The sequence below is a fragment of the Pseudomonas sp. HLS-6 TE3448 genome (assembly GCF_053629555.1).
Genome location: NZ_JBRJIO010000001.1, coordinates 429,929 through 456,556 on the forward strand (window position 1 = coordinate 429,929; position 26,628 = coordinate 456,556).

The 26,628-nt window shown below is 59.5% G+C and carries 26 protein-coding genes and 1 other RNA gene; 7 read left to right on the forward strand and 20 right to left on the reverse strand.

What is annotated here, in order from left to right; genetic code table 11:
* Nucleotides 1–4: 4 nt before the first annotated feature.
* The 9 genes from mraY to rsmI all read right to left on the reverse strand — a co-directional run bounded on the left by mraY (nucleotide 5) and on the right by rsmI (nucleotide 8,945).
* Entirely contained in the window at nucleotides 5–1,087 is a 1,083-nt protein-coding gene (gene mraY / locus AB7M23_RS02015; RefSeq protein WP_065758912.1) for a phospho-N-acetylmuramoyl-pentapeptide-transferase, read from the reverse strand.
* The gene (locus AB7M23_RS02020; RefSeq protein WP_454240125.1) at nucleotides 1,087–2,454 is read right to left on the reverse strand and encodes a UDP-N-acetylmuramoyl-tripeptide--D-alanyl-D-alanine ligase; all 1,368 of its coding nucleotides are present in this window, start codon (nucleotides 2,452–2,454) and stop codon (nucleotides 1,087–1,089) included. The genes mraY and AB7M23_RS02020 overlap by 1 nt, the downstream gene beginning before the upstream one ends.
* Entirely contained in the window at nucleotides 2,447–3,910 is a 1,464-nt protein-coding gene (locus AB7M23_RS02025) for a UDP-N-acetylmuramoyl-L-alanyl-D-glutamate--2,6-diaminopimelate ligase (protein WP_454240126.1), read from the reverse strand. Before AB7M23_RS02025 ends, AB7M23_RS02020 begins: the two co-directional genes overlap by 8 nt.
* On the reverse strand, nucleotides 3,910–5,643 hold the full coding sequence (locus tag AB7M23_RS02030) for a peptidoglycan D,D-transpeptidase FtsI family protein (protein WP_177442449.1): 1,734 nt from the start codon (nucleotides 5,641–5,643) through the stop codon (nucleotides 3,910–3,912). Before AB7M23_RS02030 ends, AB7M23_RS02025 begins: the two co-directional genes overlap by 1 nt.
* On the reverse strand, nucleotides 5,643–5,936 hold the full coding sequence (gene ftsL, locus AB7M23_RS02035; protein WP_099775725.1) for a cell division protein FtsL: 294 nt from the start codon (nucleotides 5,934–5,936) through the stop codon (nucleotides 5,643–5,645). Before ftsL ends, AB7M23_RS02030 begins: the two co-directional genes overlap by 1 nt.
* Entirely contained in the window at nucleotides 5,933–6,880 is a 948-nt protein-coding gene (rsmH, locus tag AB7M23_RS02040; RefSeq protein ID WP_065758907.1) for a 16S rRNA (cytosine(1402)-N(4))-methyltransferase RsmH, read from the reverse strand. The genes ftsL and rsmH overlap by 4 nt, the downstream gene beginning before the upstream one ends.
* Nucleotides 6,877–7,332, reverse strand: a complete 456-nt coding sequence (mraZ, locus tag AB7M23_RS02045) for a division/cell wall cluster transcriptional repressor MraZ (RefSeq protein WP_065758906.1) — start codon at nucleotides 7,330–7,332, stop codon at nucleotides 6,877–6,879. The genes rsmH and mraZ overlap by 4 nt, the downstream gene beginning before the upstream one ends.
* A 310-nt stretch (nucleotides 7,333–7,642) precedes the next feature.
* Nucleotides 7,643–8,002, reverse strand: an RNA gene (gene rnpB, locus AB7M23_RS02050) — RNase P RNA component class A.
* A gap of 67 nt (nucleotides 8,003–8,069) precedes the next feature.
* Entirely contained in the window at nucleotides 8,070–8,945 is an 876-nt protein-coding gene (gene rsmI, locus AB7M23_RS02055) for a 16S rRNA (cytidine(1402)-2'-O)-methyltransferase (RefSeq protein ID WP_454240127.1), read from the reverse strand.
* Between the two features lie 187 nt (nucleotides 8,946–9,132).
* Between rsmI and AB7M23_RS02060 the strand changes: the two genes are divergently transcribed.
* The 4 genes from AB7M23_RS02060 (at nucleotide 9,133) to AB7M23_RS02075 (ending at nucleotide 12,628) form a co-directional block, all read left to right on the forward strand.
* Nucleotides 9,133–10,953: a penicillin-binding protein activator gene (locus AB7M23_RS02060; protein WP_454240128.1), complete on the forward strand. Its 1,821-nt coding sequence runs from the start codon at nucleotides 9,133–9,135 to the stop codon at nucleotides 10,951–10,953.
* Nucleotides 10,953–11,324, forward strand: a complete 372-nt coding sequence (locus AB7M23_RS02065) for a YraN family protein (RefSeq protein WP_065758903.1) — start codon at nucleotides 10,953–10,955, stop codon at nucleotides 11,322–11,324. Before AB7M23_RS02060 ends, AB7M23_RS02065 begins: the two co-directional genes overlap by 1 nt.
* A gap of 132 nt (nucleotides 11,325–11,456) precedes the next feature.
* Complete coding sequence (locus tag AB7M23_RS02070) at nucleotides 11,457–12,050, forward strand: phosphoheptose isomerase (RefSeq protein WP_065758902.1); 594 nt, start codon at nucleotides 11,457–11,459, stop codon at nucleotides 12,048–12,050.
* A complete protein-coding gene (locus AB7M23_RS02075; protein ID WP_065758901.1) occupies nucleotides 12,047–12,628 on the forward strand; it encodes a BON domain-containing protein in 582 nt (193 codons plus the stop codon). The genes AB7M23_RS02070 and AB7M23_RS02075 overlap by 4 nt, the downstream gene beginning before the upstream one ends.
* Nucleotides 12,629–12,710: 82 nt before the next feature.
* Here the strand turns inward: AB7M23_RS02075 and AB7M23_RS02080 are convergent, their stop codons facing one another.
* From AB7M23_RS02080 to rplM, 7 genes are all read right to left on the reverse strand, one after another.
* Nucleotides 12,711–13,127 carry a ClpXP protease specificity-enhancing factor gene (locus tag AB7M23_RS02080; RefSeq protein ID WP_454240129.1) on the reverse strand — a complete coding sequence of 139 codons (417 nt, stop codon included), beginning with the start codon at nucleotides 13,125–13,127 and terminating at the stop codon, nucleotides 12,711–12,713.
* 17 nt (nucleotides 13,128–13,144) lie between these two features.
* On the reverse strand, nucleotides 13,145–13,762 hold the full coding sequence (locus AB7M23_RS02085; RefSeq protein ID WP_065761948.1) for a glutathione S-transferase N-terminal domain-containing protein: 618 nt from the start codon (nucleotides 13,760–13,762) through the stop codon (nucleotides 13,145–13,147).
* A 117-nt stretch (nucleotides 13,763–13,879) separates the two neighbouring features.
* The gene (locus tag AB7M23_RS02090; protein ID WP_065761949.1) at nucleotides 13,880–14,662 is read right to left on the reverse strand and encodes a cytochrome c1; all 783 of its coding nucleotides are present in this window, start codon (nucleotides 14,660–14,662) and stop codon (nucleotides 13,880–13,882) included.
* Complete coding sequence (locus AB7M23_RS02095) at nucleotides 14,662–15,873, reverse strand: cytochrome b (protein WP_065761950.1); 1,212 nt, start codon at nucleotides 15,871–15,873, stop codon at nucleotides 14,662–14,664. Before AB7M23_RS02095 ends, AB7M23_RS02090 begins: the two co-directional genes overlap by 1 nt.
* A complete protein-coding gene (gene petA / locus AB7M23_RS02100; protein ID WP_065761951.1) occupies nucleotides 15,873–16,466 on the reverse strand; it encodes a ubiquinol-cytochrome c reductase iron-sulfur subunit in 594 nt (197 codons plus the stop codon). The genes AB7M23_RS02095 and petA overlap by 1 nt, the downstream gene beginning before the upstream one ends.
* 263 nt (nucleotides 16,467–16,729) lie before the next feature.
* Complete coding sequence (gene rpsI, locus AB7M23_RS02105) at nucleotides 16,730–17,122, reverse strand: 30S ribosomal protein S9 (RefSeq protein WP_065761287.1); 393 nt, start codon at nucleotides 17,120–17,122, stop codon at nucleotides 16,730–16,732.
* A 14-nt stretch (nucleotides 17,123–17,136) separates the two neighbouring features.
* Nucleotides 17,137–17,565 (reverse strand): 50S ribosomal protein L13, encoded by a 429-nt coding sequence (gene rplM, locus AB7M23_RS02110; RefSeq protein ID WP_009404632.1) that lies wholly within the window; start codon nucleotides 17,563–17,565, stop codon nucleotides 17,137–17,139.
* 250 nt (nucleotides 17,566–17,815) lie between these two features.
* Between rplM and AB7M23_RS02115 the strand changes: the two genes are divergently transcribed.
* Both AB7M23_RS02115 and AB7M23_RS02120 read left to right on the forward strand, forming a co-directional pair.
* The gene (locus AB7M23_RS02115) at nucleotides 17,816–18,856 is read left to right on the forward strand and encodes an NADP(H)-dependent aldo-keto reductase (protein ID WP_099775728.1); all 1,041 of its coding nucleotides are present in this window, start codon (nucleotides 17,816–17,818) and stop codon (nucleotides 18,854–18,856) included.
* Between the two features lie 212 nt (nucleotides 18,857–19,068).
* Nucleotides 19,069–19,965, forward strand: coding sequence for a GlxA family transcriptional regulator (locus tag AB7M23_RS02120; protein ID WP_454242141.1), 897 nt, complete (start codon nucleotides 19,069–19,071; stop codon nucleotides 19,963–19,965).
* Between the two features lie 87 nt (nucleotides 19,966–20,052).
* On the opposite strand, the gene zapE is transcribed toward AB7M23_RS02120, so the two are convergent.
* The 3 genes from zapE to AB7M23_RS02135 form a co-directional block, all read right to left on the reverse strand.
* Entirely contained in the window at nucleotides 20,053–21,147 is a 1,095-nt protein-coding gene (zapE, locus tag AB7M23_RS02125; RefSeq protein ID WP_099775729.1) for a cell division protein ZapE, read from the reverse strand.
* An 82-nt stretch (nucleotides 21,148–21,229) separates the two neighbouring features.
* Nucleotides 21,230–22,579 carry a tryptophan--tRNA ligase gene (locus tag AB7M23_RS02130; RefSeq protein ID WP_454240130.1) on the reverse strand — a complete coding sequence of 450 codons (1,350 nt, stop codon included), beginning with the start codon at nucleotides 22,577–22,579 and terminating at the stop codon, nucleotides 21,230–21,232.
* 24 nt (nucleotides 22,580–22,603) lie between these two features.
* A complete protein-coding gene (locus AB7M23_RS02135; protein WP_409278690.1) occupies nucleotides 22,604–23,239 on the reverse strand; it encodes an alpha/beta hydrolase in 636 nt (211 codons plus the stop codon).
* A 138-nt stretch (nucleotides 23,240–23,377) separates the two neighbouring features.
* Between AB7M23_RS02135 and AB7M23_RS02140 the strand changes: the two genes are divergently transcribed.
* Nucleotides 23,378–23,815, forward strand: a complete 438-nt coding sequence (locus AB7M23_RS02140; protein WP_330523015.1) for a YhcB family protein — start codon at nucleotides 23,378–23,380, stop codon at nucleotides 23,813–23,815.
* A gap of 134 nt (nucleotides 23,816–23,949) precedes the next feature.
* Here AB7M23_RS02140 and mdeB read toward each other — a convergent pair whose 3' ends face one another.
* Nucleotides 23,950–26,616: an alpha-ketoglutarate dehydrogenase gene (gene mdeB, locus AB7M23_RS02145; RefSeq protein ID WP_454242142.1), complete on the reverse strand. Its 2,667-nt coding sequence runs from the start codon at nucleotides 26,614–26,616 to the stop codon at nucleotides 23,950–23,952.
* Nucleotides 26,617–26,628: the final 12 nt, after the last annotated feature.

The following is a 26,628-nucleotide window of genomic DNA, read 5'->3' on the forward strand; positions in this document are numbered from 1 at the left end:
GTGTCTACCTCAGTTTCAGGGTGGCAAGGCCAATCAGCACCAGAATCACGGTGATAATCCAGAAACGGACGATCACACGCGGCTCGGGCCAACCCTTGAGTTCAAAGTGGTGGTGGATAGGCGCCATGCGGAACACACGACGACCGGTCAATTTAAAGGACGCCACCTGGATGACCACCGACAGGGTCTCCATGACGAAAATGCCGCCCATGATGAACAGCACGATCTCCTGGCGGACGATCACGGCAATGGTGCCCAGTGCAGCACCCAGTGCCAGCGCGCCGACATCACCCATGAAGACCTGAGCCGGATAGGTGTTGAACCAGAGGAAACCCAGGCCCGCACCGATCAAGGCGCCACAGAACACGATCAGCTCGCCAGAGCCCGGTACATAAGGAATCAGCAGGTATTCAGCAAACTTCACGTTACCCGACAGGTAGCAGAAGATACCCAAGGCGCCGCCAACCATCACCGTGGGCAGAATGGCCAGGCCATCGAGGCCATCGGTCAGGTTGACCGCGTTACTCGAACCGACGATCACGAAATAGGTCAGCACCACGAAGCCAATGCCCAACGGAATGGTGACATCCTTGAGCATCGGTACGATCAGCGTGGTCTCGACGCTGGTCGGTGCCGTCATGTACAGGAAGATCGCAGCGCCCAGGCCGAACACCGATTGCCAGAAATACTTCCAGCGGCTTGGCAGGCCACGCGAATTCTTTTCAATCACCTTGCGGTAGTCGTCAACCCAACCAATGGCGCCAAACAGCAGCGTGACGATCAGCACGACCCACACATAACGGTTGCTCAGGTCGGCCCAAAGCAGCGTACTGATGGCAATGGCCGACAGGATCAAGGCACCACCCATGGTCGGGGTACCGGACTTGGACAAGTGCGATTGCGGGCCATCATTACGCACCGCCTGACCGATCTGGCGAATCTGCAGCGTGCGGATCATCCAGGGCCCCAAGCACAGGGCCAGCGACAACGCCGTCAGCACACCCAGAATCCCGCGCAGGGTCAGGTACTGAAAGACCGCGAAGCCTTTGTAGAACTGTTGCAGATACTCGGCCAACAGCAGCAGCATTAATGTTTCTCCCCGCTGGAACCGCACAAGGCCGCCACGACGTTTTCCATCGCAGCGCTGCGCGAACCCTTGATCAAAATGGTGGTATTGCCAGCCTGCTCGCCACGAACGGCTTCGATCAGGTCGGCTTGAGTAGCGAAGTGGCGGGCATTGATGCCAAACGCCTTAACAGCGTGAGCCATCATTGGCCCTACGGCATAGAGTGCCGAAACCTTGTCTTTGGCGTAGTCGCCCACCTGCCGATGCCCTTCCTCGGCCCACTGGCCCAGTTCGCCAATATCCCCGAGCACCAGAACAGTGCGCCCGGAAAAGCCGGCGAGTATATCAACGGCAGCACACATGGAGGTGGGGTTTGCGTTGTAAGTGTCATCGATCACCCGAACGCCATTTGCAGCCATCTGTACCACGGTGCGGCCCTTGACGGGCTGCACGGCATTCAGGCCGGCAACAATACCTTCAAGTGTCAGACCAAAGGCATAGGCGGCAGCGGCGGCAGCCAAGGCATTGCTGACGTTGTGCGTGCCGAGCAGGTTCAACTGCACCCGCGCCGAACCCAGAGGGCTACGCAAGTCGAATGCGGGGCAACCGCGCACATCGCGATCAAGCGCAGTGGCATGGAAATCAGCGGCAGCATTGTTCAGCGCAAAACTGATCACACGGCGATCGCCTGCGCGTTGCTTCCAGGTAGCGAACGCCTTGTCATCAAGGTTGAGGATCGCCACGCCATCCTGATCCAGGCCCTCAAGGATTTCACCTTTGGCTTCAACAATCTTTTCCGGACCGCCAAATTCGCCGACATGAGCCGTACCGGCATTGTTGATCAAGGCGACATGCGGCCGGGTCAGGCCAACGGTGTAGGCGATTTCGCCGACGCGCGAAGCACCCAGCTCAATAACCGCCGCAGTGTGCTCCGAGGCCAACTCCAGCAGCGTCAATGGCGCGCCAAGGTCGTTGTTCAGATTGCCACGGGTGGCCAACACCGGCCCACGGGTGCGCAGGATACTGGCGAGCATCTCTTTAACCGTGGTTTTACCGCTAGAGCCGGTAATCGCCGCGACAGGCTTGTCGAACCGGGCACGGTTCAGCGCACCCAGTTGGCCCAGTGCCAGACGACTGTCGGCCACGATCAGCTGTGGCAAATCAGTACCTGGCACTTCACGCTCGACCAACGCCGCCACAGCACCCTTGGCTGCAACATCGTTCAGGTAGTCGTGCCCATCGAAACGCGGCCCGGTCAGCGCCACGAACAACTGCCCCGGGGTAATTGCACGGCTGTCGATACTGACGCCATTGAACGTGGCATCACTGCCATGCACACGTGCCTGCAATGCTACGGTCAACTCGCTGAGCGACAGTGGCTTAAGCATGAGTAACCTCCCAGGCGCTCAACGCGCGCTCGGCTTCAACCAGATCGGAGAACGCATGCCGCTGGCCATTGATCTCTTGATAATCTTCGTGCCCTTTGCCGGCCAGGACGACGACATCATCGGCCGCCACACTGGCGATCAGTTGGGCGATGGCTTCACCGCGCCCGGCAACGAATTCGACGGCTGTCACGTCATCGAAGCCTGCACGAATGTCCGCAAAAATCTGCTGCGGATCTTCACTGCGCGGGTTGTCGTCAGTGACCAGCACACGATCAGCCAGACGCTCGGCAACCTGCGCCATCAGCGGTCGTTTGCCGCGATCACGGTCACCACCGCACCCGAACAGGCACAACAACTGCCCCTTGGCGTGCGGGCGCAGAGCTTCAAGTACCTTTTCCAAGGCGTCCGGGGTATGTGCGTAATCGACCACCACCAAAGGCCGCTTGCCGCCACCCAGGCGCTGCATGCGCCCAACCGGCCCATCCAGCTCGGGGGTGACCTTGAGAATTTCATCCAGCGGGTAATCCAGCGCCAGCAATGTGCCGACCGCAGCCAGCATATTGCTCAGATTGAAGCGCCCAAGCAGGCGGCTACGCAGGGTACGTTCGCCCTGAGCCGTCACGATCACGGCGCGCACGCCATCATCATCGAAGTGAGCTTCGCGGCAATAAAGCGAGGCCTGGGCATCGATCAAGCTGTAGCTGATAAGACGCGCATCACTGGATTCGGCAGCGAGGCGGCGACCAAAGTCGTCGTCCAGGTTGACCACCCGGCACCGCAGGTTCGGCCAGGCAAACAGGCGTGCCTTGGCAGCCTCGTAGTCCTGCATGCTGCCGTGGTAATCCAGATGATCACGCGACAAATTGGTCATCACAGCAATATCGAACGCAAGGGCTGCGACCCGGCCTTGATCCAACGCGTGAGAGGACACTTCCATGGCCACCGCACGGGCGCCCTGGTTTTTCAGATCGTTGAGCGTGGCCTGTACCGCAATAGGGTCAGGCGTCGTCAGGCGGCCACTTTGCAAAGCACCATAAAACCCGGTGCCCAAGGTGCCGATCAGACCGCAGTGCTGGCCAAGACGGTCCAACGCCTGAGCCACCAACTGAGTCACGCTGGTCTTGCCGTTGGTTCCAGTGACACCCACCAGGTCCAGCAGACGGCTGGGCTCGCCATAGAAACGCCCGGCGATGTCCGACAACTGGGCAGCCAGGCCCTTGACCGGAATCAACGGCACATCCGTGAGCGGCAACACGCTGGCGCCGTCAGCCTCATAGGCAACAGCCGCGGCACCGCGCGCCAGCGCATCGGCAATGTGCTCGCGCCCGTCCACACGCGTACCCGGCACCGCCAGGAACAGATCGCCAGGACGCACGTTACGACTGTCGAGCGTCAGCTCGCGAATCAATGGATCGCGCGAGGCTTGGGCGAACAGCTTACTCAATGGCATTGTCATTATCCGCGCCCTCCTTTGGCGGGCGCAGCATTGACCTGCTGCGGTGGAATAGGTGCCGGCAGGTTGTCCGGCGGAACGTTCATCAAACGCAGGGTGCCCGACATGACCTTGCTGAACACCGGCGCAGAAACCAGGCCACCGAAGTAGCCACCTTTGCTCGGCTCGTCGATGACCACCACGATGGCGTAACGCGGATCACTCATGGGCCCGAAGCCGGCGAACAGGGATCGGTAGGCGTTCTCGGTATAACCTTTGGAACCAATGGTGGCCTTACGGGCCGTACCGCTCTTGCCGCCGACGTGATAGAACGGCACCTGCGCACGGAACACCCCACGCGGCGCTTCGATCACTTGCTGCAGCATGCCTTGAATGGTTTCTGCGGTTTCCTTCGGCACGACCTGGGTTTCTTCAGGTGCCTTGTCGGTCTTGAGAATGCTCAACGGCACCATCTTGCCGTCGTTGGCCAATGCCGCATACGCGTGCACCAACTGCAGCGCGGTAACCGACAAACCATAGCCATAAGACAGCGTGGCGGTCTCGGCCTTGCGCCACTCACGGTGGTTCGGCAAGTTACCGACGCGCTCGCCCGGGAACCCCAGGCCGGTGTACTGGCCCAGGCCCAATTGAGCCATGACGCGATAGATCGCCTCGCCCCCAATATCGAAGGCGATCTTGCTCATGCCGACGTTACTGGAGTTGATCAGGATGCCCGTCAGATCGAGGATCGGGCCTTCGGTCTTGGAAACGTCACGAATGGTGTAACGGCCCAGCTGCAAGGTACCGGGATACACCTCGACCTTGTCGGTCGGCTTCCAGCGTCCGCTTTGCAGCGCCGCACTCATCGACAATGGCTTGACGGTGGAGCCTGGCTCGAACACATCGATGATGGCCCGGTTACGCATCGCAGCGGGGAACATGCTGCGACGGTTGTTCGGGTTGTAGGTTGGCTGGTTGACCATTGCCAGGACTTCGCCAGTCTTCACGTCCATGATCACCAGGCTACCGGCCTTGGCTTCCTGCTCGGCAATCGCATTGCGCAGCTCGCGGGTAGCCAGGTACTGCAGACGCAGGTCAATGGACAACGCCAAGGTCTTCCCTGCCTTGGCGTTCTTGGTTACCTGGATGTCCTTGATAAGTCGGCCACGCCGATCCTTGATCACCTGACGTTTTCCCGGGACCCCGGCCAGCCAGTCATCGTAGGCCAGTTCCACACCTTCCCGACCGTGATCATCAAGGTCGGTGAAACCAACCATGTGCGCAGTTACGTCACCGGCCGGATAGAACCGCCTGAACTCCTCGATGCCGTAGACGCCCGGTATTTTCAGGTCGAGCACAACCTGTCCTTGCTCTGGGGTCAGGCCGCGCACCAGATAAATGAACTCTTTGTTGGCCTGCGCCTCAAGACGCTGGCTCAACTGATTGGGGTCCTGCTTGAGGGCAGCCGCCAACACCGGCCAACGGTCCTTGCCCGCTTGCATCTCCTTCGGGTTGGCCCACAGCGTGGTAACCGGCGTACTGACCGCCAGCGGTTCGCCGTTGCGGTCGGTAATCAACCCACGGTGTGCAGGAATGGGAATATGGCGCAGGCTGCGCGCATCGCCCTGCCCCTTGAGGAAGTCACGGTCGACCACCTGCAAATCGACAATTCGCCAGGCAATGGCACCGACCATCACGGCCAGCAGCGCAAGCACCACGCGAAACCGCCACGGATAAAGCGCACCCTCAAGCTTCATCATGGCACCACCATCCTTACTTCATCGGCGCCAGGAATACGCATTTTCAACTGCTCGCTAGCCAGGCTCTCGATCCGGCTGTGGGCGGTCCAGGTACTTTGTTCAAGGATCAAACGACCCCACTCGGCCTGCGCCTTGTCGCGCTCGTTCAATTCGCCATAGAGGGTGTTAAGCAGTTGACGATTCCAGTGCGCGCTGTAGGACACGGCGATCGCCGAAATGAGCACGCCAATGAACAGCAGCAGCATCAGGAAGCTTCCGCCTGGTAGAGGCTTGGCAAAAAGCTTGCTCACCGCAGCTTCTCCGCAACCCGCATGACCGCGCTACGCGAACGCGGGTTAGCCTTGAGCTCAGCGTCGGAGGCGAACTGCGCCTTGCCGTGCACCTTGATCTTCGGCTCGAAAGGCTTGTGCTGTACAGGCAGGTTGCGCGGCAGGTTATCGGCCTCACCCTTGACCAGTTTGCGCATGAACAGTTTGACGATCCGGTCTTCCAGGGAGTGGAAGCTGATCACCACCAGACGACCGCCGATCTCCAGCATCTCGAGCGCAGCCTCCAGGCCAGCCTCAAGATCACCCAGCTCGTTATTGACGTGAATGCGCAGCCCCTGGAATGCACGGGTTGCCGGGTTCTTGCCCTTCTCCCATGCTGGATTGGCTACCTTGAGCACTTCGGCGAGGTCTGCGGTACGGGTAAACGGCTGCACCTGACGACGCTCGACCACGGCACGGGCCATCCGCTTGGCGAAACGCTCCTCGCCGTACTCCTTGAATACCCGGGCAATTTCCTCTTCGGGCGCAGTAGCAATGAATTCTGCAGCACTGATACCCCGCGAAGGGTCCATGCGCATATCCAGAGGGCCATCGTTCAAAAAGCTGAAACCGCGCTCGGGGTCATCCAGCTGAGGCGAGGAAACGCCCAGATCAAGCAGCACGCCACTGACCTTGCCGGCCAGGCCGCGCGCGGAAACCTCTGCACCCAGCTCGGCAAAACTGCGCTGCACAATAACAAAGCGGCCGTCTTCGGCCGCCAGCGCTTGCCCGGTTGCAATCGCTTGAGGATCTTTATCGAAGCCGAGCAGTCGCCCTTGCGGCCCCAAATGCCGAAGGATCAAACGGCTGTGACCGCCACGACCGAACGTGCCGTCCAGGTAGCAGCCATCGGCGCGTATGGCGAGAGCCTCGACGGCTTCGTCAAGCAGCACGGTGATGTGGTTAAAGCCGCTATCTATAGTCACAGGATCAAATCACGTAGTTCATCAGGCATGGCGCCCGGTTGTTGAATGGCCGCCAGGTCTGCTGCAGCAACAGCATTCCAGGCATCCTCGTCCCACAATTGGAATTTGTTCAGTTGCCCCACAAGCATTGCGCGCTTGTCGAGCTTGGCGTACTCACGCAAACGCGGAGGCACCAGGAAGCGCCCACTGCCATCGAGCTCCAGATCCACCGCATTGCCGATCAGCAAACGCTGCAGGCGACGGTTCTCTTCACGCAATGACGGCAAGGCACGCAACTTGGCTTCAATAATTTCCCATTCATCAAGCGGGTAGACACACAAACAGGGGTCAACGGCATCAATTGTCACGATCAATTGCCCGGAACTGCGCGAATCAAGCTCGTCACGGTACCGGCTCGGCATTGCGAGACGGCCCTTGGCGTCGAGGTTGATAGCGTTTGCTCCGCGGAACACGGCTGCGCTTCCCTAATTGTTTGTTTTTTTGTGCCTGAAAACCCACTTCATGCCACTTTCTGCCACTTGCGCACACTATAGGAATCCGCCCACCACACCGTCAAGGCACCCTTATAGGGAAAACCCTTACAGATCGGAGATTTAGCGCAACATTGGATAATGAAGAGACTTATCGGAGGGATTTTTGACGATAAATTGCGAGCCCACTCAAACGGATGGAGTGCGAACTTAAAGTAGTTTCTCAAGAGTAAGATTTTTTCGGTATTACCAAAGCGAATCTGCTATCGATTCAAGCAGAGGAGGGAAAAAGGTGGAGAGTCGATCTGTAAGCCGGGTTCTGTCGAGGACAGTCATTCCTCTACGACGGCCATCACTGGACGCCTTTAGCAACCTACCCGGTTCCAACGCGGGCCGCGCCATATGGAACCCTATTTGGTCTTGCTCCGAGTGGGGTTTACCTAGCCACGAACTGTTACCAGACGTGCGGTGCGCTCTTACCGCACCTTTTCACCCTTACCGGTACCGAAGTACTTAGGCGGTTATTTTCTGTGGCACTTTCCGTAGGCTCGCGCCCCCCAGGCATTACCTGGCACTCTGCCCTATGGAGCCCGGACTTTCCTCCCCCCTCTTTTGCAGAACAAAAGAAGGCAGCGACTGTCCAATCGACTCTCCGCCGCGAAGGTTAACGGTTGAAAGGCTCAAGAACAAGCTTAAATAGAAAGAATGGCCAGGTGATATCACTCGCCTTTCTGTTTTTCCAAGGCAACTTGATACAAAACATTCTTGCGTACACCGGTAATTTCCGCAGCCAATGCAGCTGCACGCTTGAGCGGCATTTCTGCAAGCAGCAGATCGAGCACACGCATCGCCTCGGCACTGACGGCTTGCTCATCCTCCGGTGCCACCCAACCGGCAACCAGCACCACGCACTCTCCGCGCTGCTGATTACTGTCGGACTCAACGAAGGCGCGCAACTCAGCCAGCGGCAACCCCTTGAGCGTCTCGAACGTTTTGGTCAACTCACGCGCCAGAAGTGCCGGGCGCTCAGCACCAAACACCGACTCCATATCCTGCAAACACTCGAGGATTCGATGCGGCGCTTCGTAGAAGATCAATGTACGCGGCTCCTCCTTGAGCTGGCTCAGGCGCGCCTTGCGCCCGACAGCCTTGGCCGGCAGAAACCCTTCGAAAATGAAACGATCGGACGGCAAGCCCGCGGCGGACAGCGCCGCAATCAAGGCACACGCGCCTGGGACAGGCACCACCGCAATACCCGCTGCGCGCGCCTGCCGGACCAGGTGATAGCCCGGGTCGGAAATCAACGGCGTACCCGCATCGGAAATCAGCGCAACACTGTCGCCAGCCTGCAAACGGGTAATGAAGCGATTACCCTCGTCACGCTCATTGTGCTCATGACACGCCGCCAAGGGCGTGTTGATCCCGAAGTGCTGCAGCAACCGCACCGAGTGCCGCGTGTCCTCGGCCGCGATCAGCGCCACACTGCTCAGAATCTTCAGGGCGCGCGCACTGATGTCATCCAGATTGCCAATCGGCGTGGCCACTACATACAACGTACCGGCAGTGGAATTGGAAGCACCTGAAACATCGGTCACAGCACACACCCATCATCGAGATCAAAGGCGCCATTGTAGCCCGATCGCCAGCAACAATGCGTAATCAAGACCTGCCTGGCACGAAGCTGAGCGACCTATAGTGAAGGTTTAGCGCCAGCGAGATCGCACCCAAGCAAGCGCTTGGGTACAATTGCAGGTTAATTTGATCGAGTAACAGGACATTTACATGATCGCTAGCCTGCGGCTGCTCTCAGCCCTCTGTCTCGCTGCCCTGCTCGCAGCCTGCGCCAGTTCGCCCTCATCAAGCCTGGGCGAGCTGCCACGCACTCCAGATGCCAGCATCGAGCAACTGCTCGATCAGGCCGCCACCAGCAAGACACCGGAAAAAGCCGCACTGTTGCGCCTGAGCGCGGCAGACCTGGCTCACACGCAAAAAGACAACGCACGCGCCTCGCAGATTCTTGAGCAGGTGCCGCTGGAATCACTCAAGCCTGCCCAACAAGTCTTTGCCAGCACCTTGAGCGCCGAACTGGCGATGGGCCGTAATCAGCCCAAAGCTGCACTAAGCGCCTTGAGCCACCCTAGCCTGGCCCGCCTGAGCGAACTGCCGAAGGAGCAACAGGCACGCACCTACAGCGTGCGCGCGGCTGCCCTTGAGGCCGACGGCCAAACCCTGGCAGCCGCCCAGGAGCGTGTTCAACTGGCACCATTGCTCACAGGCAACGCAGCCAACGCCAACCACGAAGCCATCTGGAGCCTGGTTTCCGCCCTGCCGAGCGAGCAACTGCAGAGCGTCAGCATGGGTAGCGACCCCTTGGCCGGTTGGGCCAGCCTGGCGCTGGCCGTGAAAAACGCAGGCACGCTGGAACAGCAACAGGTCGCCATCGAAACCTGGCGCGGCCAACACAGCGAACACCCTGCTGCCCTGCAACTGCCGTTGCCATTGGTAAAACTCAAGCAACTGGCCAGTCAGCCATTGACCAAAATTGCCCTGCTGCTGCCGCAGGAAGGTCAGTTGGCATCGGTAGCCCGTGCCCTGCGTGACGGCTTCATGGCTGCACACCTGCAAGCCCAGCAAGCCGGCCAGCAACCACCTGCAATCCAGGTGTTCGACAGCTCGCGCCTGACATCCCTGGATGACTTCTATCGCCAGGCACAGGCTGCCGGCGTACAACTGGTGATCGGCCCGCTGGAAAAGCCACTGGTCAAACAACTGAGCACCCGCACCCAACTGCCTATCACCACCCTCGCCCTGAACTACAGCGACGTCGGCCAAAGCAACCCACCACAACTGTTCCAGTTCGGCCTGGCCGCCGAAGACGAGGCACGTGAAGTGTCCCGCCGCGCCCATGCCGATGGCATGCGCCGCGCTGCAGCCCTGGTGCCACGTGGCGAATGGGGCGACCGCGTACTCAAGGCCTTCCGTCAGGACTGGGAAGCCAAAGGCGGCACCCTGATCGCGGCCGAGCATATCGACCAGCCTGTGGCCCTCGCCCAGCAAATCGCCGAACTGTTCCAACTGCGCCAAAGCGAAGGCCGCGCGAAGAGCCTGCAGAGCACGGTAGGCGGTAACGTTTCGGCACAACCGTCACGCCGCCAGGACATCGACTTCATTTTCCTCGCTGCCACCCCGCAGCAGGCCCAGCAAATCAAGCCGACCCTGAACTTCCAGTACGCCGGCGACGTACCCGTGTACGCAACCTCGCACCTGTACAGCGCCTCAGGCGACGTCAACCAGTACAACGACATGAACGGCATTCGCTTCTGCGAAACCCCATGGCTGCTCGATACCGGCAATTCGCTGCGTCAACAGGTCGTTCGCCAATGGCCACAAGCCGGCGGCAGCCTGGGTCGCCTTTATGCCATGGGTATTGATGCGTACAGCCTCGCGCCGCGCCTGAGCCAGCTCAAGGCACTGCCAGACACCCGTATCGAAGGCTTCTCCGGCAGCCTGAGCATGGGCCAGAGCCAGCGCATCGAACGCCAACTGCCCTGGGCGGAGTTCTCCGCCGGCCAGGTCAAACGCTTGCCCGATACACCACGCTAATGCCCGACAGTTCGCGCCAGAAGGCCGGCCAAGCCGCCGAACAGCAGGCCTTGCAGTACCTTCAGGGACAAGGTCTGCACCTGCTGGCGCAGAACTGGCGATGCAAACGCGGCGAGCTTGATCTGGTCATGCTCGACAGCGATACAGTAGTATTCGTCGAAGTTCGTTACCGGCTGCACGCAAGCTTCGGCGGCGCACTCGGCAGTATCGATGCCCGCAAGCAGGAAAAACTGGCGCTGGCCGCCGAACATTTTCTGCAACAGGAAGCACGATGGGCCAGGCACCCTTGCCGATTCGATGTCATTGCCCTGCAAGGTCGCGGCCATGCAGGGCAAGCACTCGAATGGCTGAAAAATGCCTTCGAATGCTAAGCCAGCGCCTGGCAAGGCATCGTTGACCCACCGAACTCAATTTGCTCTTTGCTTCACGGGCTGCACAGTCATGTGCCGGGGTATCCGGCTTCCCGACGCGCCCGGCCAGCCGCCCCACTTAAGGTCACACTGATGGACATGCAATCCCGAATTCGCCAGCTTTTCCAGGCCAGCATCAACACCAAGCAACAGGCGATGGACGTCCTTGCACCTCACATCGAGCAAGCCAGCCAGGTGATGGTCAATGCCCTGCTCAATGAGGGCAAGATGCTCGCATGCGGCAACGGTGGGTCGGCCGGCGACGCCCAGCACTTTTCCTCGGAACTGCTGAACCGCTTCGAACGTGAACGCCCAAGCCTGCCAGCGATCGCCCTGACGACCGACAGCTCGACCATCACCTCGATCGCAAACGATTACAGCTACAACGAGGTGTTCTCCAAGCAGATCCGTGCCCTTGGCCAACCCGGCGATGTGCTGCTGGCAATTTCGACCAGCGGCAACTCGGCAAACATTATTCAAGCGATCCAGGCCGCACATGATCGCGAAATGATTGTCGTAGCTCTGACTGGGCGCGACGGGGGCGGTATGGCTTCGTTGTTGCTGCCAGAGGACGTCGAGATTCGTGTCCCGGCAGACGTCACCGCACGCATCCAGGAAGTCCACCTGCTGGCGATCCACTGTCTCTGCGATCTGATCGACAGCCAATTGTTTGGGAGTGAAGAATGACCGCAAAACGCCTGGGCCTGATGGCCCTGACCTTGTGCCTCGGCCTGAATGCCGGTTGCAGCTCGGTAATTAGCGCCAGCCGCGAAGCCCCGATCGAGGATGATCGCGGCACGCGCACACTCGGCAGCAAGATTGACGACTCACTGATCGAAACCAAGGTGGCGGTGAACGTCGCCAAGGCCAGTCCCGACCTGGACAAGAATTCGCACATTGTCGTAAGCAGCTACAACGGTATCGTGCTGCTGGCGGGCCAGACCCCCCGCGCCGACCTCAAGAGCCTCGCCGAACAGGCCGCAAGCCAGGTTCAACGCGTCAAGAAGGTGCATAACGAACTGCAGGTCATCCAGCCCTCTTCGCTGCTCGCCCGCAACAATGACACCTGGCTGACCACCAAGATCAAAACCCAGATGCTGGCCGATGCCAACATACCCGGTTCGCGCATCAAGGTGATCACCGAGAACGGTATCGTCTACCTCCTCGGCCTCATGACCCAGCAAGAGGCCGCACGCGCAACCAGTCTGGTTCAGGGTGTATCCGGGGTACAGAAGATCGTCAAGCTGTTCGAGTACATCGACTGATCCACAGCCTGACGCACCATCGACTGCCCGGACTCCGGGCATCGCGCACAAAAAAGGCGATCCACCTGGATCGCCTTTTTTGTTACTTGACCACTTTCAAGCTAGGCCGGCCACTTGGGCGCGGCGGTGGATTGTCGGTGTCATCGCCCGATTCATCCTCCCCCTCAAGCTCGTCGTCGTCCACCAGAGGCGGCTCAAGCTCGAACACCATACCCTGACCATTCTCTCGAGCGTAAATGCCCAGAATCGCACCTGTGGGCACGTAGAGGGCATGCGCAACGCCACCAAAGCGACCCTCGAAGCTCACGGCCTCGTTATCCATGTGCAAATGACGCACGGCACTGGGCGAAATGTTCAAGACGATCTGACCATCACTGGCAAAGCCTTGCGGCACCTGTACCGCCGGGTACTCGGCATTGACCAGCATATGCGGCGTGCAATCGTTGTCCACGATCCACTCATACAACGCACGCACCAAATAAGGGCGACTGGAGTTCATAAACGGCTCCTTAAAACCTAACGCATTTCACGTTCAGCAGCGGACAGGCTCGCCTGGAAAGCTTCACGAGCGAACTGGCGCTCCATGTAGTCCAGCAACGGTTTTGCCGGCCGCGGCAATTCAATACCCAACACCGGCAAACGCCAGAGTATGGGCAGTAGACAACAGTCGACCAGACTTTGCTCCTCGCTCAAGAAACAAGGTTTTTCAGCAAACAGCGGAGAAACGCCGGTAAGGCTCTCTCGCAGCTCTTTGCGCGCCTGAGCGCGCGCGCTGTCCTTGCTGCGCGGATCAAGAATCAGATCAACCAACCCACACCAGTCGCGCTGGATGCGGTGTATCAGCAACCGGCTGTTGGCTCGGGCTACCGGATACACCGGCAGCAAGGGCGGGTGCGGATAACGCTCGTCGAGGTACTCCATCACCACGGTCGACTCAAACAACGCCAGATCGCGATCAACCAGTGTCGGCAGACTGCCGTAAGGGTTCACTTCAATCAGCTTTGCCGGCTGCTGACCAGCAGGCACATCAATGATCTGGACACTGACCCCCTTCTCGGCGAGAACAAGGCGTACCCGATGAGAATAGTGGTCAGCGGGGTCGGAGTAGCAGGCTAACCGGTTGGTCACGCCCATGGTGATCCTCCTCGCGAATGTAATTATGAATGGTACAAATGCAAACGCGCCCTGCGGACACCCCTGCGTTGCAGAGGCGCCCCAGGGCGCGTTCAACTACCAGAAACTACTGCGTGATCAGTGCACGTCCTTCCAGTATTCGCGCTTGAGCAGGTAAGCGAATACGAAGAAGAAGGCCAGGTACAGCAGCACGTAAGTACCGATGCGCTGGCTTTCCAGTTTGACCGGGTTGGCCGAGTACGCCAGGAAGGTCACCAGGTTCTTGACCTTCTCGTCGAACTGCTCTTCGTTCAGGGTACCGGATTTCGGCACGATGGTCAGCTGGTCACACGCCTCATGGGTCAACGGCGTACCGGTCAGCGGGTCGAATTGCTTCTTGCCGTCAGTGACGATCTGGACCTGCTTGCAACCGATGACCTGCCGACCCTGCAACCCTACCAGCACGTTAGGCATGCCCACGTTAGGGAACACGGTGTTGTTCACACCCCAAGGACGCGCCTTGTCCTCATAGAAGCCATGCAGGTAGCTGTAGAGCCAGTCAGTACCACGCACCCGGGCAACCAGGGTCAGGTCAGGCGGCGCGGCGCCGAACCAGGCCTTGGCATCGTTGGGCTGCATGCCGACTTTCATGTGATCACCGATCTTGGCACCGGTGAACACCAGCTTCTCGAGCATCAGCTCGTGCGGGATACCGAGGTCATCGGCAACGCGCTCGTAACGCTGGAACTTGGCGCCGTGGCAACCCATGCAATAGTTTGCAAAAGTGCGTGCACCGTCCTGCAGAGCGGCCTTGTCAGTCAGATCGATATCAACCTTCTGCAGCTCGACGGTTTCACCACCGGCAGCAAAGGTCAACGAAGGCATCACTGCCAGAATCAATACTGCAAATAGCTTTTTCATCAGCCAGTCACCCTTTCCGGAACCGGTTTGGTCTTCTCGAGCCTGGTATAGAACGGCATCAGAATGAAGTAGGCGAAGTACAGGAAGGTACATACCTGCGACAGTAAGGTACGACCCGGAGTCGGCGCCAGAACACCCAGCACGCCCAGGATCACGAACGAAATGCAGAACACCACCAGCCAGATCTTGCTCAGCCAGCCTTTGTAGCGCATCGATTTGACCGGGCTACGGTCAAGCCAAGGCAGCACGAACAGCACGGCAATGGCGGCACCCATGGCTACGACACCAAGCAGCTTGTCAGGGACGGCACGCAGAATCGCGTAGAACGGCGTGAAGTACCATACAGGCGCAATGTGCGCAGGTGTCTTGAAGGCGTTCGCCTGCTCGAAGTTCGGCTTCTCGAGGAAGTAACCGCCCATTTCCGGGAAGAAGAACACGATCAGACAGAAGACGAACAGGAAGACCACGACACCGACGATATCCTTGACGGTGTAGTACGGATGGAAAGGAATGCCGTCGAGCGGAACACCGTTCTCATCTTTCAGCTTCTTGATGTCGACACCATCCGGGTTGTTCGAACCTACTTCGTGCAGCGCCAGAATGTGCAGCACTACCAGACCCAGAATCACGATTGGCAGGGCAATCACGTGCAAGGCGAAGAAGCGGTTCAGGGTAATACCGGAGATCAGGTAGTCACCACGAATCCATTGGGTGAGGTCATCACCGATGACCGGGATCGCACCGAACAGCGAGATGATCACCTGAGCACCCCAGTAGGACATCTGGCCCCACGGCAGCAGGTAACCCATGAAGGCCTCGGCCATCAGCGCCAGGTAGATCAGCATACCGAAGATCCACACCAGCTCACGCGGCTTCTGGTAAGAGCCGTAGAGCAAACCGCGGAACATGTGCAGATAGACAACGACGAAAAACGCCGATGCACCGGTAGAGTGCAGGTAACGCAGCACCCAGCCGTATTCAACGTCACGCATGATGTATTCGACGGAGGCGAAGGCCTCTTCCGCCGACGGCGTGAAGCTCATGGTCAGCCAGACGCCCGTGACGATCTGGTTAACCAGCACCAGCAGCGCCAGGGAGCCAAAGAAATAGAAGAAGTTGAAGTTCTTCGGTGCGTAGTACTTGCTGAGATGGTCTTCCCACATCTTGGTCGCGGGGAAGCGCGCATCAACCCAATCCATGAACTTACTCATCACGCTTTCTCCTGATCGACACCGACGACAATGATGTCGTCCGACTCATAAGAGTACGGCGGCACCGGCAGATTGAGCGGCGCTGGCTGAGACTTGTAGACCCGACCCGCCAAATCGTAGTGGGAGCCGTGGCAAGGGCAGAAATAGCCACCCACCCACTTCGGCCCCAGATCGACCGGCGCCACTTCTGGGCGGAACGTCGGGGAGCAACCCAAATGCGTGCAAAGGCCAACCAGCACAAGAATTTCAGGCTTGATCGAACGATTCGACGGATCGACGTAAGCCGGCTGAACCGATGCCTTGGATTCAGGGTCAGAGAGGTCGCCGGCAATCTTTTTCAGGTTGCCCAGAATTTCTTCTGTACGGCGAACGACGAACACGGGCTGGCCGCGCCACTCAGCGATTAGCTGCTGACCTGGCTCGATCTTGGCGATATTGACTTTCACCGGTGCACCTGCGGCTTTCGCCTTGGCACTGGGGAACCATGACCCCACGAACGGGACCGCAGCCCCCACCGCTCCAGCAGCACCTACCACAGACGTGGCTGCTACTAGGAAGCGACGCCGGCCTGCATTGACGCCGTCATTGCTCATTCAGTCCTCTCCCATCAGCTTTGTGGCCTGTTGCAACAGGCATCTACTAAATAATTTCTGAACTGCGTAAAAATTTGCCGAATGGTAATTAAAAGACCCTGCTCTGACAAGGTGATTAGCCCGGCCAAAACCTTGGACCCCTTGCAGTGCTTGACTTGCATCTATGCGGCAAGTTGTCACACCAAAGTCCGACTCATGTATTCAAGACATAAAAAAAGCCCAGTTCCACCTGGAACTGGGCTTTTTTTGAATACTGTAGCGAATTAACGCTTCGAGTATTGCGGACGCTTACGTGCTTTACGCAGACCCACTTTCTTACGCTCGACTTCACGAGCATCGCGGGTGACGTAGCCAGCGCGACGCAGAGCGCTACGCAGGGTTTCGTCGTAGTCCATCAGAGCGCGAGTGATACCGTGACGGATAGCACCGGCTTGACCGCTGACACCACCACCGATAACGGTGACGTAGATGTCGAACTTCTCGGTAGTTTCAGTCAGTTCCAGCGGCTGGCGAACGACCATGCGCGCGGTTTCACGACCGAAGAACGTCTCGAGAGAACGGTTGTTGATGGAGATGTTGCCAGTGCCCGGACGCAGGAAAACGCGAGCGGTTGCGGTCTTGCGACGGCCAGTGCCGTAATTTTGAGTCGCCGACATAATGAACTATTCCGTTAAATCTTCAGTTCTTGGGGCTGCTGAGCAGTATGAGGGTGAGTAGCGCCCGCATAGACTTTCAGCTTACGGTACATGTCGCGACCCAGTGGGTTCTTAGGCAGCATGCCTTTAACCGCGGTCTCGATCACGCGCTCTGGGGCCTTGGCGATCAACTTCTCGAAGTTGATTTCCTTGATACCGCCCGGGAAGCCGGAGTGGGAGTAGTACATTTTGTCCGAAGTTTTGGCGCCAGTCACACGCACCTGCTCGGCATTGATAACGACGATGTAGTCGCCGGTGTCAACGTGAGGGGTGTATTCTGGTTTGTGCTTGCCACGCAGACGGCTAGCGATTTCGGTAGCCAGACGACCCAGGGTCTGACCAGCGGCGTCAACTACGAACCAGTCGCGCTTTACTGTTTCCGGTTTAGCAGTAAAAGTTTTCATTCTTTATAGCCTCAGAGGCCGCCCAGCGAAAATAAGACGGCAGATCTTACTGGATAGTGCGCACCTTGACAAGTCAAGGACACAGCCGCACACGGACGCTATCGGGGGCTCGGGTCAGCGCGTCCAATATTCGGCAGGGTTCTTCGGTACGCGGGGCATCACTTCCGCAGCACAGAGAGGGGCTGAATTATCCAGATTGCGAAAAAAAATTCAACCTGCTTTTATGCTTCTTTTGCCTTGGGAGATGCAAATGGACTACCGTCAACTGGGCCGCAGTGACCTGAACGTAAGCGCCCTGTGCCTGGGCACCATGACCTGGGGCGAGCAGAACAGCCAGGCCGAAGCCTTCGCCCAGATCGAGCGAGCCAAGGCAGCCGGCATCAACTTCATCGACACGGCAGAAATGTACCCCGTGCCCCCACGCCCGGAAACCTATGCCGCCACCGAGCAAATCATCGGCAATTGGTTCAAGCAGCACGGTGACCGCGCCGACTGGGTTCTCGCCAGCAAGGTGGCCGGCCCAGGCAATGGCATCAGCCACATTCGCGACGGCCAGCTGAAACACAACCGCCAACACATCGTTGCTGCACTCGACGACAGCCTCAAGCGCCTGCAGACCGACTGGATCGACCTTTACCAACTGCACTGGCCAGAGCGCAGCACCAACTTTTTCGGCAAGCTGGGCTACCAGCACCTGCCTCATGATCACTTCACCCCGCTGGAAGAAACCCTGGAAGTCCTCGACGAGCAGGTCAAGGCCGGCAAGATCCGCCACATCGGCCTGTCCAACGAAACCCCGTGGGGCACCATGAAGTTCCTGCAACTGGCAGAAAGCCGCGGCTGGTCGAGGGCTGTATCGATACAGAACCCCTACAACCTGCTCAACCGCAGCTTTGAAGTCGGCCTGGCGGAAATTGCCATCCGCGAACAGTGCGGCTTGCTGGCCTATTCGCCACTGGCCTTTGGCATGCTCTCGGGCAAATACGAGAACGGTGCGCGCCCCGCCAAGGGCCGCCTGACGCTGTTCAGCCGCTTCTCTCGCTACTCCAACCCACAGACCGTAGCGGCCTGCAGCCGTTATGTGACGCTGGCCCGCGAGCATGGCCTGGACCCGGCACAAATGGCCTTGGCGTTCGTCACCCAGCAGCCCTTTGTCACCAGCAACATCATTGGCGCCACGTCACTGGAACAACTGGAGAGCAACCTCGGCAGCCTTGAACTCAAGCTGAGTGATGAGCTGCTGGCCAGCATCGAAGCCATCCATCAGGACCAACCCAACCCTGCACCTTGAAGGGCAGTAGCGTACCCGCGGCAAACGCGGGTACGCAGGGTAGACATCACCGGCAAAAAATAAGACGATCCAGCCGGTGATTGACCACTTTCCCCTATAAGAATAACGAAATGATCTTTACCCAACCCTCCGCGTCGCTGCGGCGCGTCAGCATTCTGGCCATCGACAAGGTGTTCGCTTCAACCCTGATGCAGGCCAAGGACTTCTTCCATCTGGCCAGCCTGCGGTATAGCAAGCAACTGGGACTGGGCCTCAAACCCATGTTTGAAACACGCCTGGTCAGCCCCGACGGCAACCCCGTGAACAGCTTTAGCGATGTGCTGATACCGGTAGACGGTGGCCTGGAACAGGCCGATATCATCATCCTGCCGGCGTTCTGGGATGACTTCGATGCCCTGTGTCAGCGCTACCCGCAGATCCTGCCCTGGCTACGTGAGCAACATGCTGCTGGCGCTGTCCTCTGCGGTGAAGCCAGCGGCGTGTTCTGGCTGGCCGAGGCCGGGCTGCTCGACGGCAAGGAGGCCACCACCTACTGGCGTTTTTTCAACACCTTCGCCGAACGCTTCCCCAAGGTCAGCCTCAACCAGGACAAGCACCTGACCGATGCCGACAACCTGTACTGCGCAGGCGGCCCTACCTCAGCCTGCGATCTCTACATCTACCTGATCGAACGCTTCTGCGGCGCCAGCGTGGCCCAGGCAGTGTCCCGCGACATCCTTTATGAAGTACAGCGCAGCTACACGCCGGGACGCATGGGTTTTGGCGGGCAGAAACTGCATCAGGACCTGATCATCCTGCAAATCCAGCAATGGCTCGAAGAACACTTCGCTGACAAGTTTCGCTTTGAGGACGTGGCCCGCAACCACGGCATGAGCATTCGCAATTTCATGCGTCGCTTCCAGGGCGCCACGGGTGACAAGCCGCTGCACTATCTGCAGCGTTTGCGGATCGAAACAGCCAAGGGCTTGCTGTCCGGTACGCGCAAGAGCATCAAGACGATCAGCTATGAGGTGGGGTATGACGATGCGAGCTTCTTCGCACGACTGTTCCGCCAGCACACGGCACTGTCACCAAACCAGTACCGCCAGCAGTTCATGCAAGAAGCTTGAGCGACCGCATCACAGGCAGGCCTGCCTCGCGCAGCACAGGGTGCTCAGCGCGAGGGCAGGCTTTGCCAGCCATGGGCATGACGCTGCTTAAGGACGATGCGCCCGCGCCAGGAACTCGTGGGACTGCATCTCAAGCAAGCGGCTCAGGGTACGCTGGAACTCGAAACTCAAGCGCCCGCCGGTATACAGGTCCTTCAGTTCGACCTCGGCAGAGATGATCAGCTTCACGTTCCGGTCATAGAACTCATCGACCATGTTGATGAAGCGACGAGCGATATCGTCGGTCGCCACGCCCATCTGCTCGACACCACTGAGCAGCACGGCATGGAAGATCTTGCCCAACTCGATGTAATCGTTCTGGCTACGCGGCCCATCACACAGTTCGCGGAAGTCGAACCAGGCCACGTCGTCACAGGTACGCAACGCACGAATTTCGCGGTTCTCGATGACCAGCACGTCATTCTCAACAGCCTGGGTGCATTCCGGCGTCAGGGCGCGGAAACTCTTGCGCAGGCTCTCGTGAGCGGCCTCATCGAGTGGGTAATGGAACAGCTCGGCCTGCTCCAGGTGACGCAGACGGTAGTCGACGCCACTGTCGACGTTGACGATCTCGGTGTTCTGCTTGATCAGGGCAATGGCCGGGAGGAAGCGCGCACGCTGCAGACCGTCCTTGTACAGACCATCAGGGACGATGTTGGACGTTGCTACCAGCGTAACGCCGTTCTTGAACAGTTCTTCCATCAGGGTACCGAGGATCATCGCGTCGGTAATGTCGGAAACGAAGAACTCGTCGAAGCAGATCACCCGCGCCTCTTCAGAGAAACGCTTGGCAATGATCGTCAGCGGGTTTTTCTCGCCCTTGAGGGTTTTCATTTCCTCGTGGACACGCTTCATGAAGCGGTGGAAGTGCGTACGCACCTTCTGCTTGAACGGTAGCGCCTCGAAGAAGGTATCGACCAGGTAGGTCTTGCCCCGCCCTACCCCACCCCAGAAATACAGGCCTTTGACAGGTACCTGCTCTTTCTTGCCAAACAGTTTGCCAAACACGCCTGGCTTGCTGTTCTGCGCCGCGATCAAATCGTCGTACAGGCGCTGGAGGTGACGCACCGCTGTTTCCTGCGCCGCGTCATGGAAGAATTCGGGACGTTTCAGATCTGCTTGATATCGTTCTAGGGGCGTCATAATTCGTTAGCAAGGCAACAAAAGCGGGCCGTCACTGTAGCGACGGCCCCGGTTATTGGCAATCAGACTTCCGATAGCCTGTTTAGTCCTGTTGTGGCTGCAAGGCCACGCGCAAGCTCTCAATGGCCGCATCGCGAGCCGCCCCGTCGCTGAACTGCGGGCCATCGGCGACACATTCGCCTTCCAGCCAGAGGCTGAAGCCCAGGCCTTCACTGCGTACATCCAGTGCTTGCCCCTGCTGCAGTTGCTTGGTCACGGCACCGGCAGTCTTGCCGTCGGCAAAGTTACGCGACAGCAGCAGTTGCTCACCATCAGCGGCCAGCAGACGGAAACGGAAGCTGCCGTCATCTTCACGGAAACTGACGAAGCGCGCTGCCTTGGCAGCCTTTTTCTTGACCTCGACAGGCCCCTGCACGATGTTGCGGAACGAGCGCAAGCCAACCGCTTCACGCAGTTGCTCAAGGAACGGCGTAGCAACCTTACGTGCCTTCTGTGCACCAGCCAGGAGGATGTCTTCCAGGTCAGCAGGTCGCGCGATCAACTGATGGTAGCGTTCACGCGCCTCGCTCAACTGGCCATCGAGCAACTGGAACAGGCGCTGCTTGGCCTCGCCCCAGCCCAAGCCCTGCAGCAACTCAGTGCGGAACTCTGCCGCCTGGTCCGGCGTAGCGAATGCCTGGAACAGGGTGAACAGGTGGGCGTTGTCCGGATCCTTCGCTTCCCCTGGTGCACGCGAGTCGGTGACGATGCGCGAGATCGCGTCCTTCATTTCCTTGGCACTGCTGAAAAGCGGGATGGTGTTGTCGTAGCTCTTGGACATCTTGCGCCCGTCGAGGCCTGGCAGGGTCGCCACGCTCTCCTCGATCAGGGCTTCGGGCATGACAAAGAACTCCTTGCCCTGACCGAACAGGTGGTTGAAACGCTGACCGATATCACGCGCCATTTCCACGTGTTGAATCTGGTCACGACCCACCGGCACCTTGTGCGCGTTGAACATCAGGATGTCGGCAGCCATCAGCACCGGGTAGCTGTACAGGCCCATGCTGATGCCCGCATCCGGGTCTTCACCGTTTTCCAGGTTCTTGTCCACGGACGCTTTGTAGGCATGGGCGCGGTTGAGCAGGCCCTTGGCTGCGACACAGGTCAGCAGCCAGGTCAGCTCTGGAATTTCAGGAATATCGGACTGACGGTAGAACGTGACCCGCTCAGGATCCAGACCACCGGCCAGCCAGGTCGCCGCGATTTCGAGGCGCGAGCGCTGGATGCGCTGCGGGTCATCGCACTTGATCAGGGCGTGGTAGTCGGCCAGAAAGTAGAACGAGTCGACATTGTCCTGGCGGCTGGCCAGGATCGCCGGGCGGATGGCACCGGCGTAGTTGCCCAGGTGGGGCGTGCCCGTGGTGGTGATACCGGTAAGGATACGAGTGGTCATGGGTAATCGCTTATCAGGCTTGTATCAGTTCGAAAGGCGCGGCAGCACCAGATCCTTGAGGTCGGTCAGCTTGCCATGAAAAAAGTGTCCGCATTCTGCCACTTTCAGCAGCTCATGGGGGCGCGACAGTGCAGCAGACCAGTCATAGACCAATTGCGGCGCAACCACTTCATCGGTATCCGGCTGAATCACGATCAGCGGGCAGCCCTGCGGCAACACGTCATTGGCGCTCAGGCGCATGACCGCCGGTGCCACCATGAACAGCCGGGCCAGCGGCACACCAGCAGCCTCCAGACGACCGCCAAGGCTGGCCGCAACAAAGCCACCGAACGAGAAGCCAAACAGCGTCAATGGCAGTTCGGGATGTTTCTCACGCACCCAGGCGGCCACCGCCTGAGCGTCATCGACTTCACCACTGCCCATATCATGGCTGCCAGCGCTGGCACCGACGCCGCGATAATTGAAGCGCACAGTGATGTAGCCCGCATCACGCGCCGTACGCTGCAAGGTGGAAACCACCTTGTTGAGCATGGTACCGCCCTGAACGGGGTTAGGGTGGCAGAGCAAGGCCACGCCACGGGCGTCGGCCACATCGAGGTACAAGGCTTCGAGCTGGCCAACCGGGCCATCGATGAATACGGGGGTTTCGCGGATAAGCAAGGAAGAACTCCGTGACCTCGGAAAGGGTCGACTCGTCTAGCTGAATGATTCTGTCTGAGATATTTGCGATAGTTCGCGGTATACAGCGCAGGTCCGAGCCGTTAACGTAAAGCAAAGCCGTTTATAGAGGAAGGACTCGTGGAACTCTCGCTCTTAGTTTGGTTGTTGCCGACCCTGGCCCTGGCAGTAGGTGTCGTCGTTGGTTTCCTGGTCGCCCGCCTGCTGCCCAATGCCGCGCCGAGCAGCACCCAGCGGCAACTGGACGACATCCAGGAACGCTTCGACAGTTATCAGAACGAAGTGGTCACCCACTTCAACAGCACTGCGGCGCTGGTTAAAAAGCTCACGCAAAGCTATCAGGATGTTCAGGACCACCTGGCCGAAGGCGCCAACCGCCTGGCCCTGGACGAACTCACCCGTCAACGCCTGCTGGCCTCGCTGCACGCCGAGACACCACAGGCACCTCGCGAGCGCCTGACGCCTCCTCGCGATCAGGAAGCACCGAAAGACTACGCACCGAAGACGCCAAACGCCCCAGGCATGCTCGACGAGCATTACGGGCTCAAGCGCAACTGACCGAGGCCATCGCAGGCAAGCCTGCTCCAACAGAGCCCGTGCCAGCCTGTGGGAGCCGGGCTTGCCCGCGATACAAACGCCGCGAACTCACGGGCACCCCGCCGGCGCCATCGCAGGCAGGCCCGCATCCCACATCAGCTATACCATGGCGCCGTCTCGCTGCAGACGGGATACCGCGCTACGGCCTGCTCCAGCACACTCGGTGCCAACGACCCGTTCTGCACCAGGCTATGCAGGCTAGCCAGGACAATGCTGAAGCGGTCGACCTCAAAGAACCGACGTAACTGCTGCCGCGTATCACTGCGACCGAAACCGTCAGTGCCCAAGGTGACATAAGGCGCCGACAGGTACTCGGCAATCAACTGCGGCCAGGCCCGCACATAATCACTGGCAGCGACGATCGGCGCGCTCCCCCCCAAACACTGCTGGACGTAACTGGCCGCTACCCCTGCCTTCGCGCAACGGCCAGCACGTTGTGCATCGCGCGCATCGCGAGCCAGCTCACTGAAGCTGGTGACACTGAACACTTCACTTTCAACCTGCCACTCGTTCGCCAGCAGTTCACTGGCGGCAATCACCTCTCGCAGAATCGCCCCGGAGCCCAGCAGACGTACGCGCCCCGCGGCGCGCTCCAGCGAGTGCTCAGTGAACCGGTACATACCTCGCAGCACCCCTGCATGAGCGGCCTCGGGCAGCGAGGGCTGTGGATAGTTTTCGTTCATCACGGCGATGTAGTGGAACTCGTCGCACTGTTCGCCGAGCATCCGCCGCGCAGCATGCTCCAGAATGACCGCCAACTCACCCGCGAAGCATGGCTCCCAGGCCCGGCAATTGGGCACCATGGACGCCATCACCAAGCTGGAACCATCCTGATGCTGCAGGCCTTCACCGCCGAGCGTGGTACGCCCGGCGGTAGCCCCCAGCAGGATGCCCCGGGCACGCTGGTCGGCGGCGGCCCAGATCAGGTCGCCCACCCGCTGGAAGCCGAACATCGAGTAGTAGATATACACAGGCAGCATCGGTTCGCCGTGCACCGCATACGACGTGGCAGCCGCAACCCAGGAGGACAGCGCCCCAGCTTCGGTAATGCCCTCTTCCAACAACTGACCGTCTTGCGCTTCCTTGTAGAACAACAGTGAACCGGCATCTTCCGGCTCGTAGCGCTGCCCCTGCGGCGAGTAGATACCGATCTGCCGGAACAGGCTGGCCATGCCGAATGTGCGCGCCTCATCCGCCACGATCGGCACAATGCGCGGCCCCAGCTCCGGCGCTTTCAACCAGGCGCTGAGTACGCGAACCGCCGCCATGGTGGTAGACATTTCCTTGCCATCCGCCTGCAGCGCAAACCCTGCACTGGCATCCAGCGATGGCACCGGTATCGACCGAACCTCACTGCGACGCGCTGGCAAAAAGCCCCCCAGTGCCGCACGACGCGCTTGCAGATAGCGTATTTCCGGGCTGTCTTCCGGTGGACGGTAGAAACGCAGCTGTTCGACATCGGCATCCGAGAGCGGCAGATGGAAACGGTCGCGATAGTCCAAGAGGGCCTGCACATCGAGTTTTTTCGCCTGGTGCGCCGTCATCCGCGACTCACCGGCAGCACTCATGCCATAGCCCTTCTTGGTCTTGGCCAGGATCACGGTTGGCCGCCCCTTACAGGCCTTGGCTGCAGCGAAGGCGGCATACAGCTTGCGAAAATCGTGGCCACCGCGCTTCAGGGCATTGATCTCCGCCGAGCTCATGTGCGCGACCAACTGCTGCAACGCCGGGCTCTGATTGAAGAAATGCTCAAGATTATAGGCGCCGTCATTGGCCCCCAAGGTCTGGAATTGCCCGTCGGGGGTCGCCGCAAGCTGACGCAACAACACATGCTCGCTGTCGCGGGCAAACAGGGCGTCCCACTCCGAGCCCCACAGCACCTTGATCACCTGCCAGCCAGCACCGCTGAACAGGGCTTCCAGCTCCTGGACAATCTGTCCATTGCCCCGTACCGGCCCGTCCAGGCGCTGCAAGTTGCAGTTGACCACGAACGTCAGGTTATCCAGTTGCTCACGGGCCGCCAGGGTCAGCCCGGCAATCGACTCCGGCTCGTCCATTTCACCGTCCCCGAACACGCCCCATACATGCCGAGCACGCGTATCCGCCAAGCCTCGGTGCTGCAGATAACGCATGAAGCGCGCCTGGTAAATCGCACTGATTGGGCCGATTCCCATCGAACCGGTGGGGAACTGCCAGAAGTCCGGCATCAACCAGGGATGCGGATAAGAACACAGGCCGCCCCCCTCGACCTCCTGCCGATAGCGCGACAGTTGCGCCTCACTCAGTCGCCCTTCAAGGAACGCCCGGGCGTAAACACCAGGGGCTGAATGCGGCTGAAAAAACACCAGATCGGCGTGCTGAGGCTCACCGCCCTTGAAGAAATGCTGAAAACCCACCTCGAAAATTTCGGCGGCCGAAGCGTAGCTGGCGATATGCCCACCCAGATCACCGTAGGCATGGTTGGCCCGAACCACCATTGCCAACGCGTTCCAGCGCAGCAAACGGGTAATCCGCTCTTCAATTTCCAGGTCACCGGGATAGGCGCCCTGCTGCTCTACCGACAACGTATTGCGGTACGCCGAATACGCCTGAGCACCGCGCTCTAGGCCCAACTCACGGGCGTGCGCCTCCAGTTGCTCCAGCAAAAAACGCGCACGCGCCGGGCCACAATGCCGCAAGGTCGAGTCCAGCGCATCCAGCCACTCGGCCGTTTCGCCGGGATCGGGATCGACCTGCGGGTCATGTCCAGGCTGCCCTGCCATACCGTCGCCAGG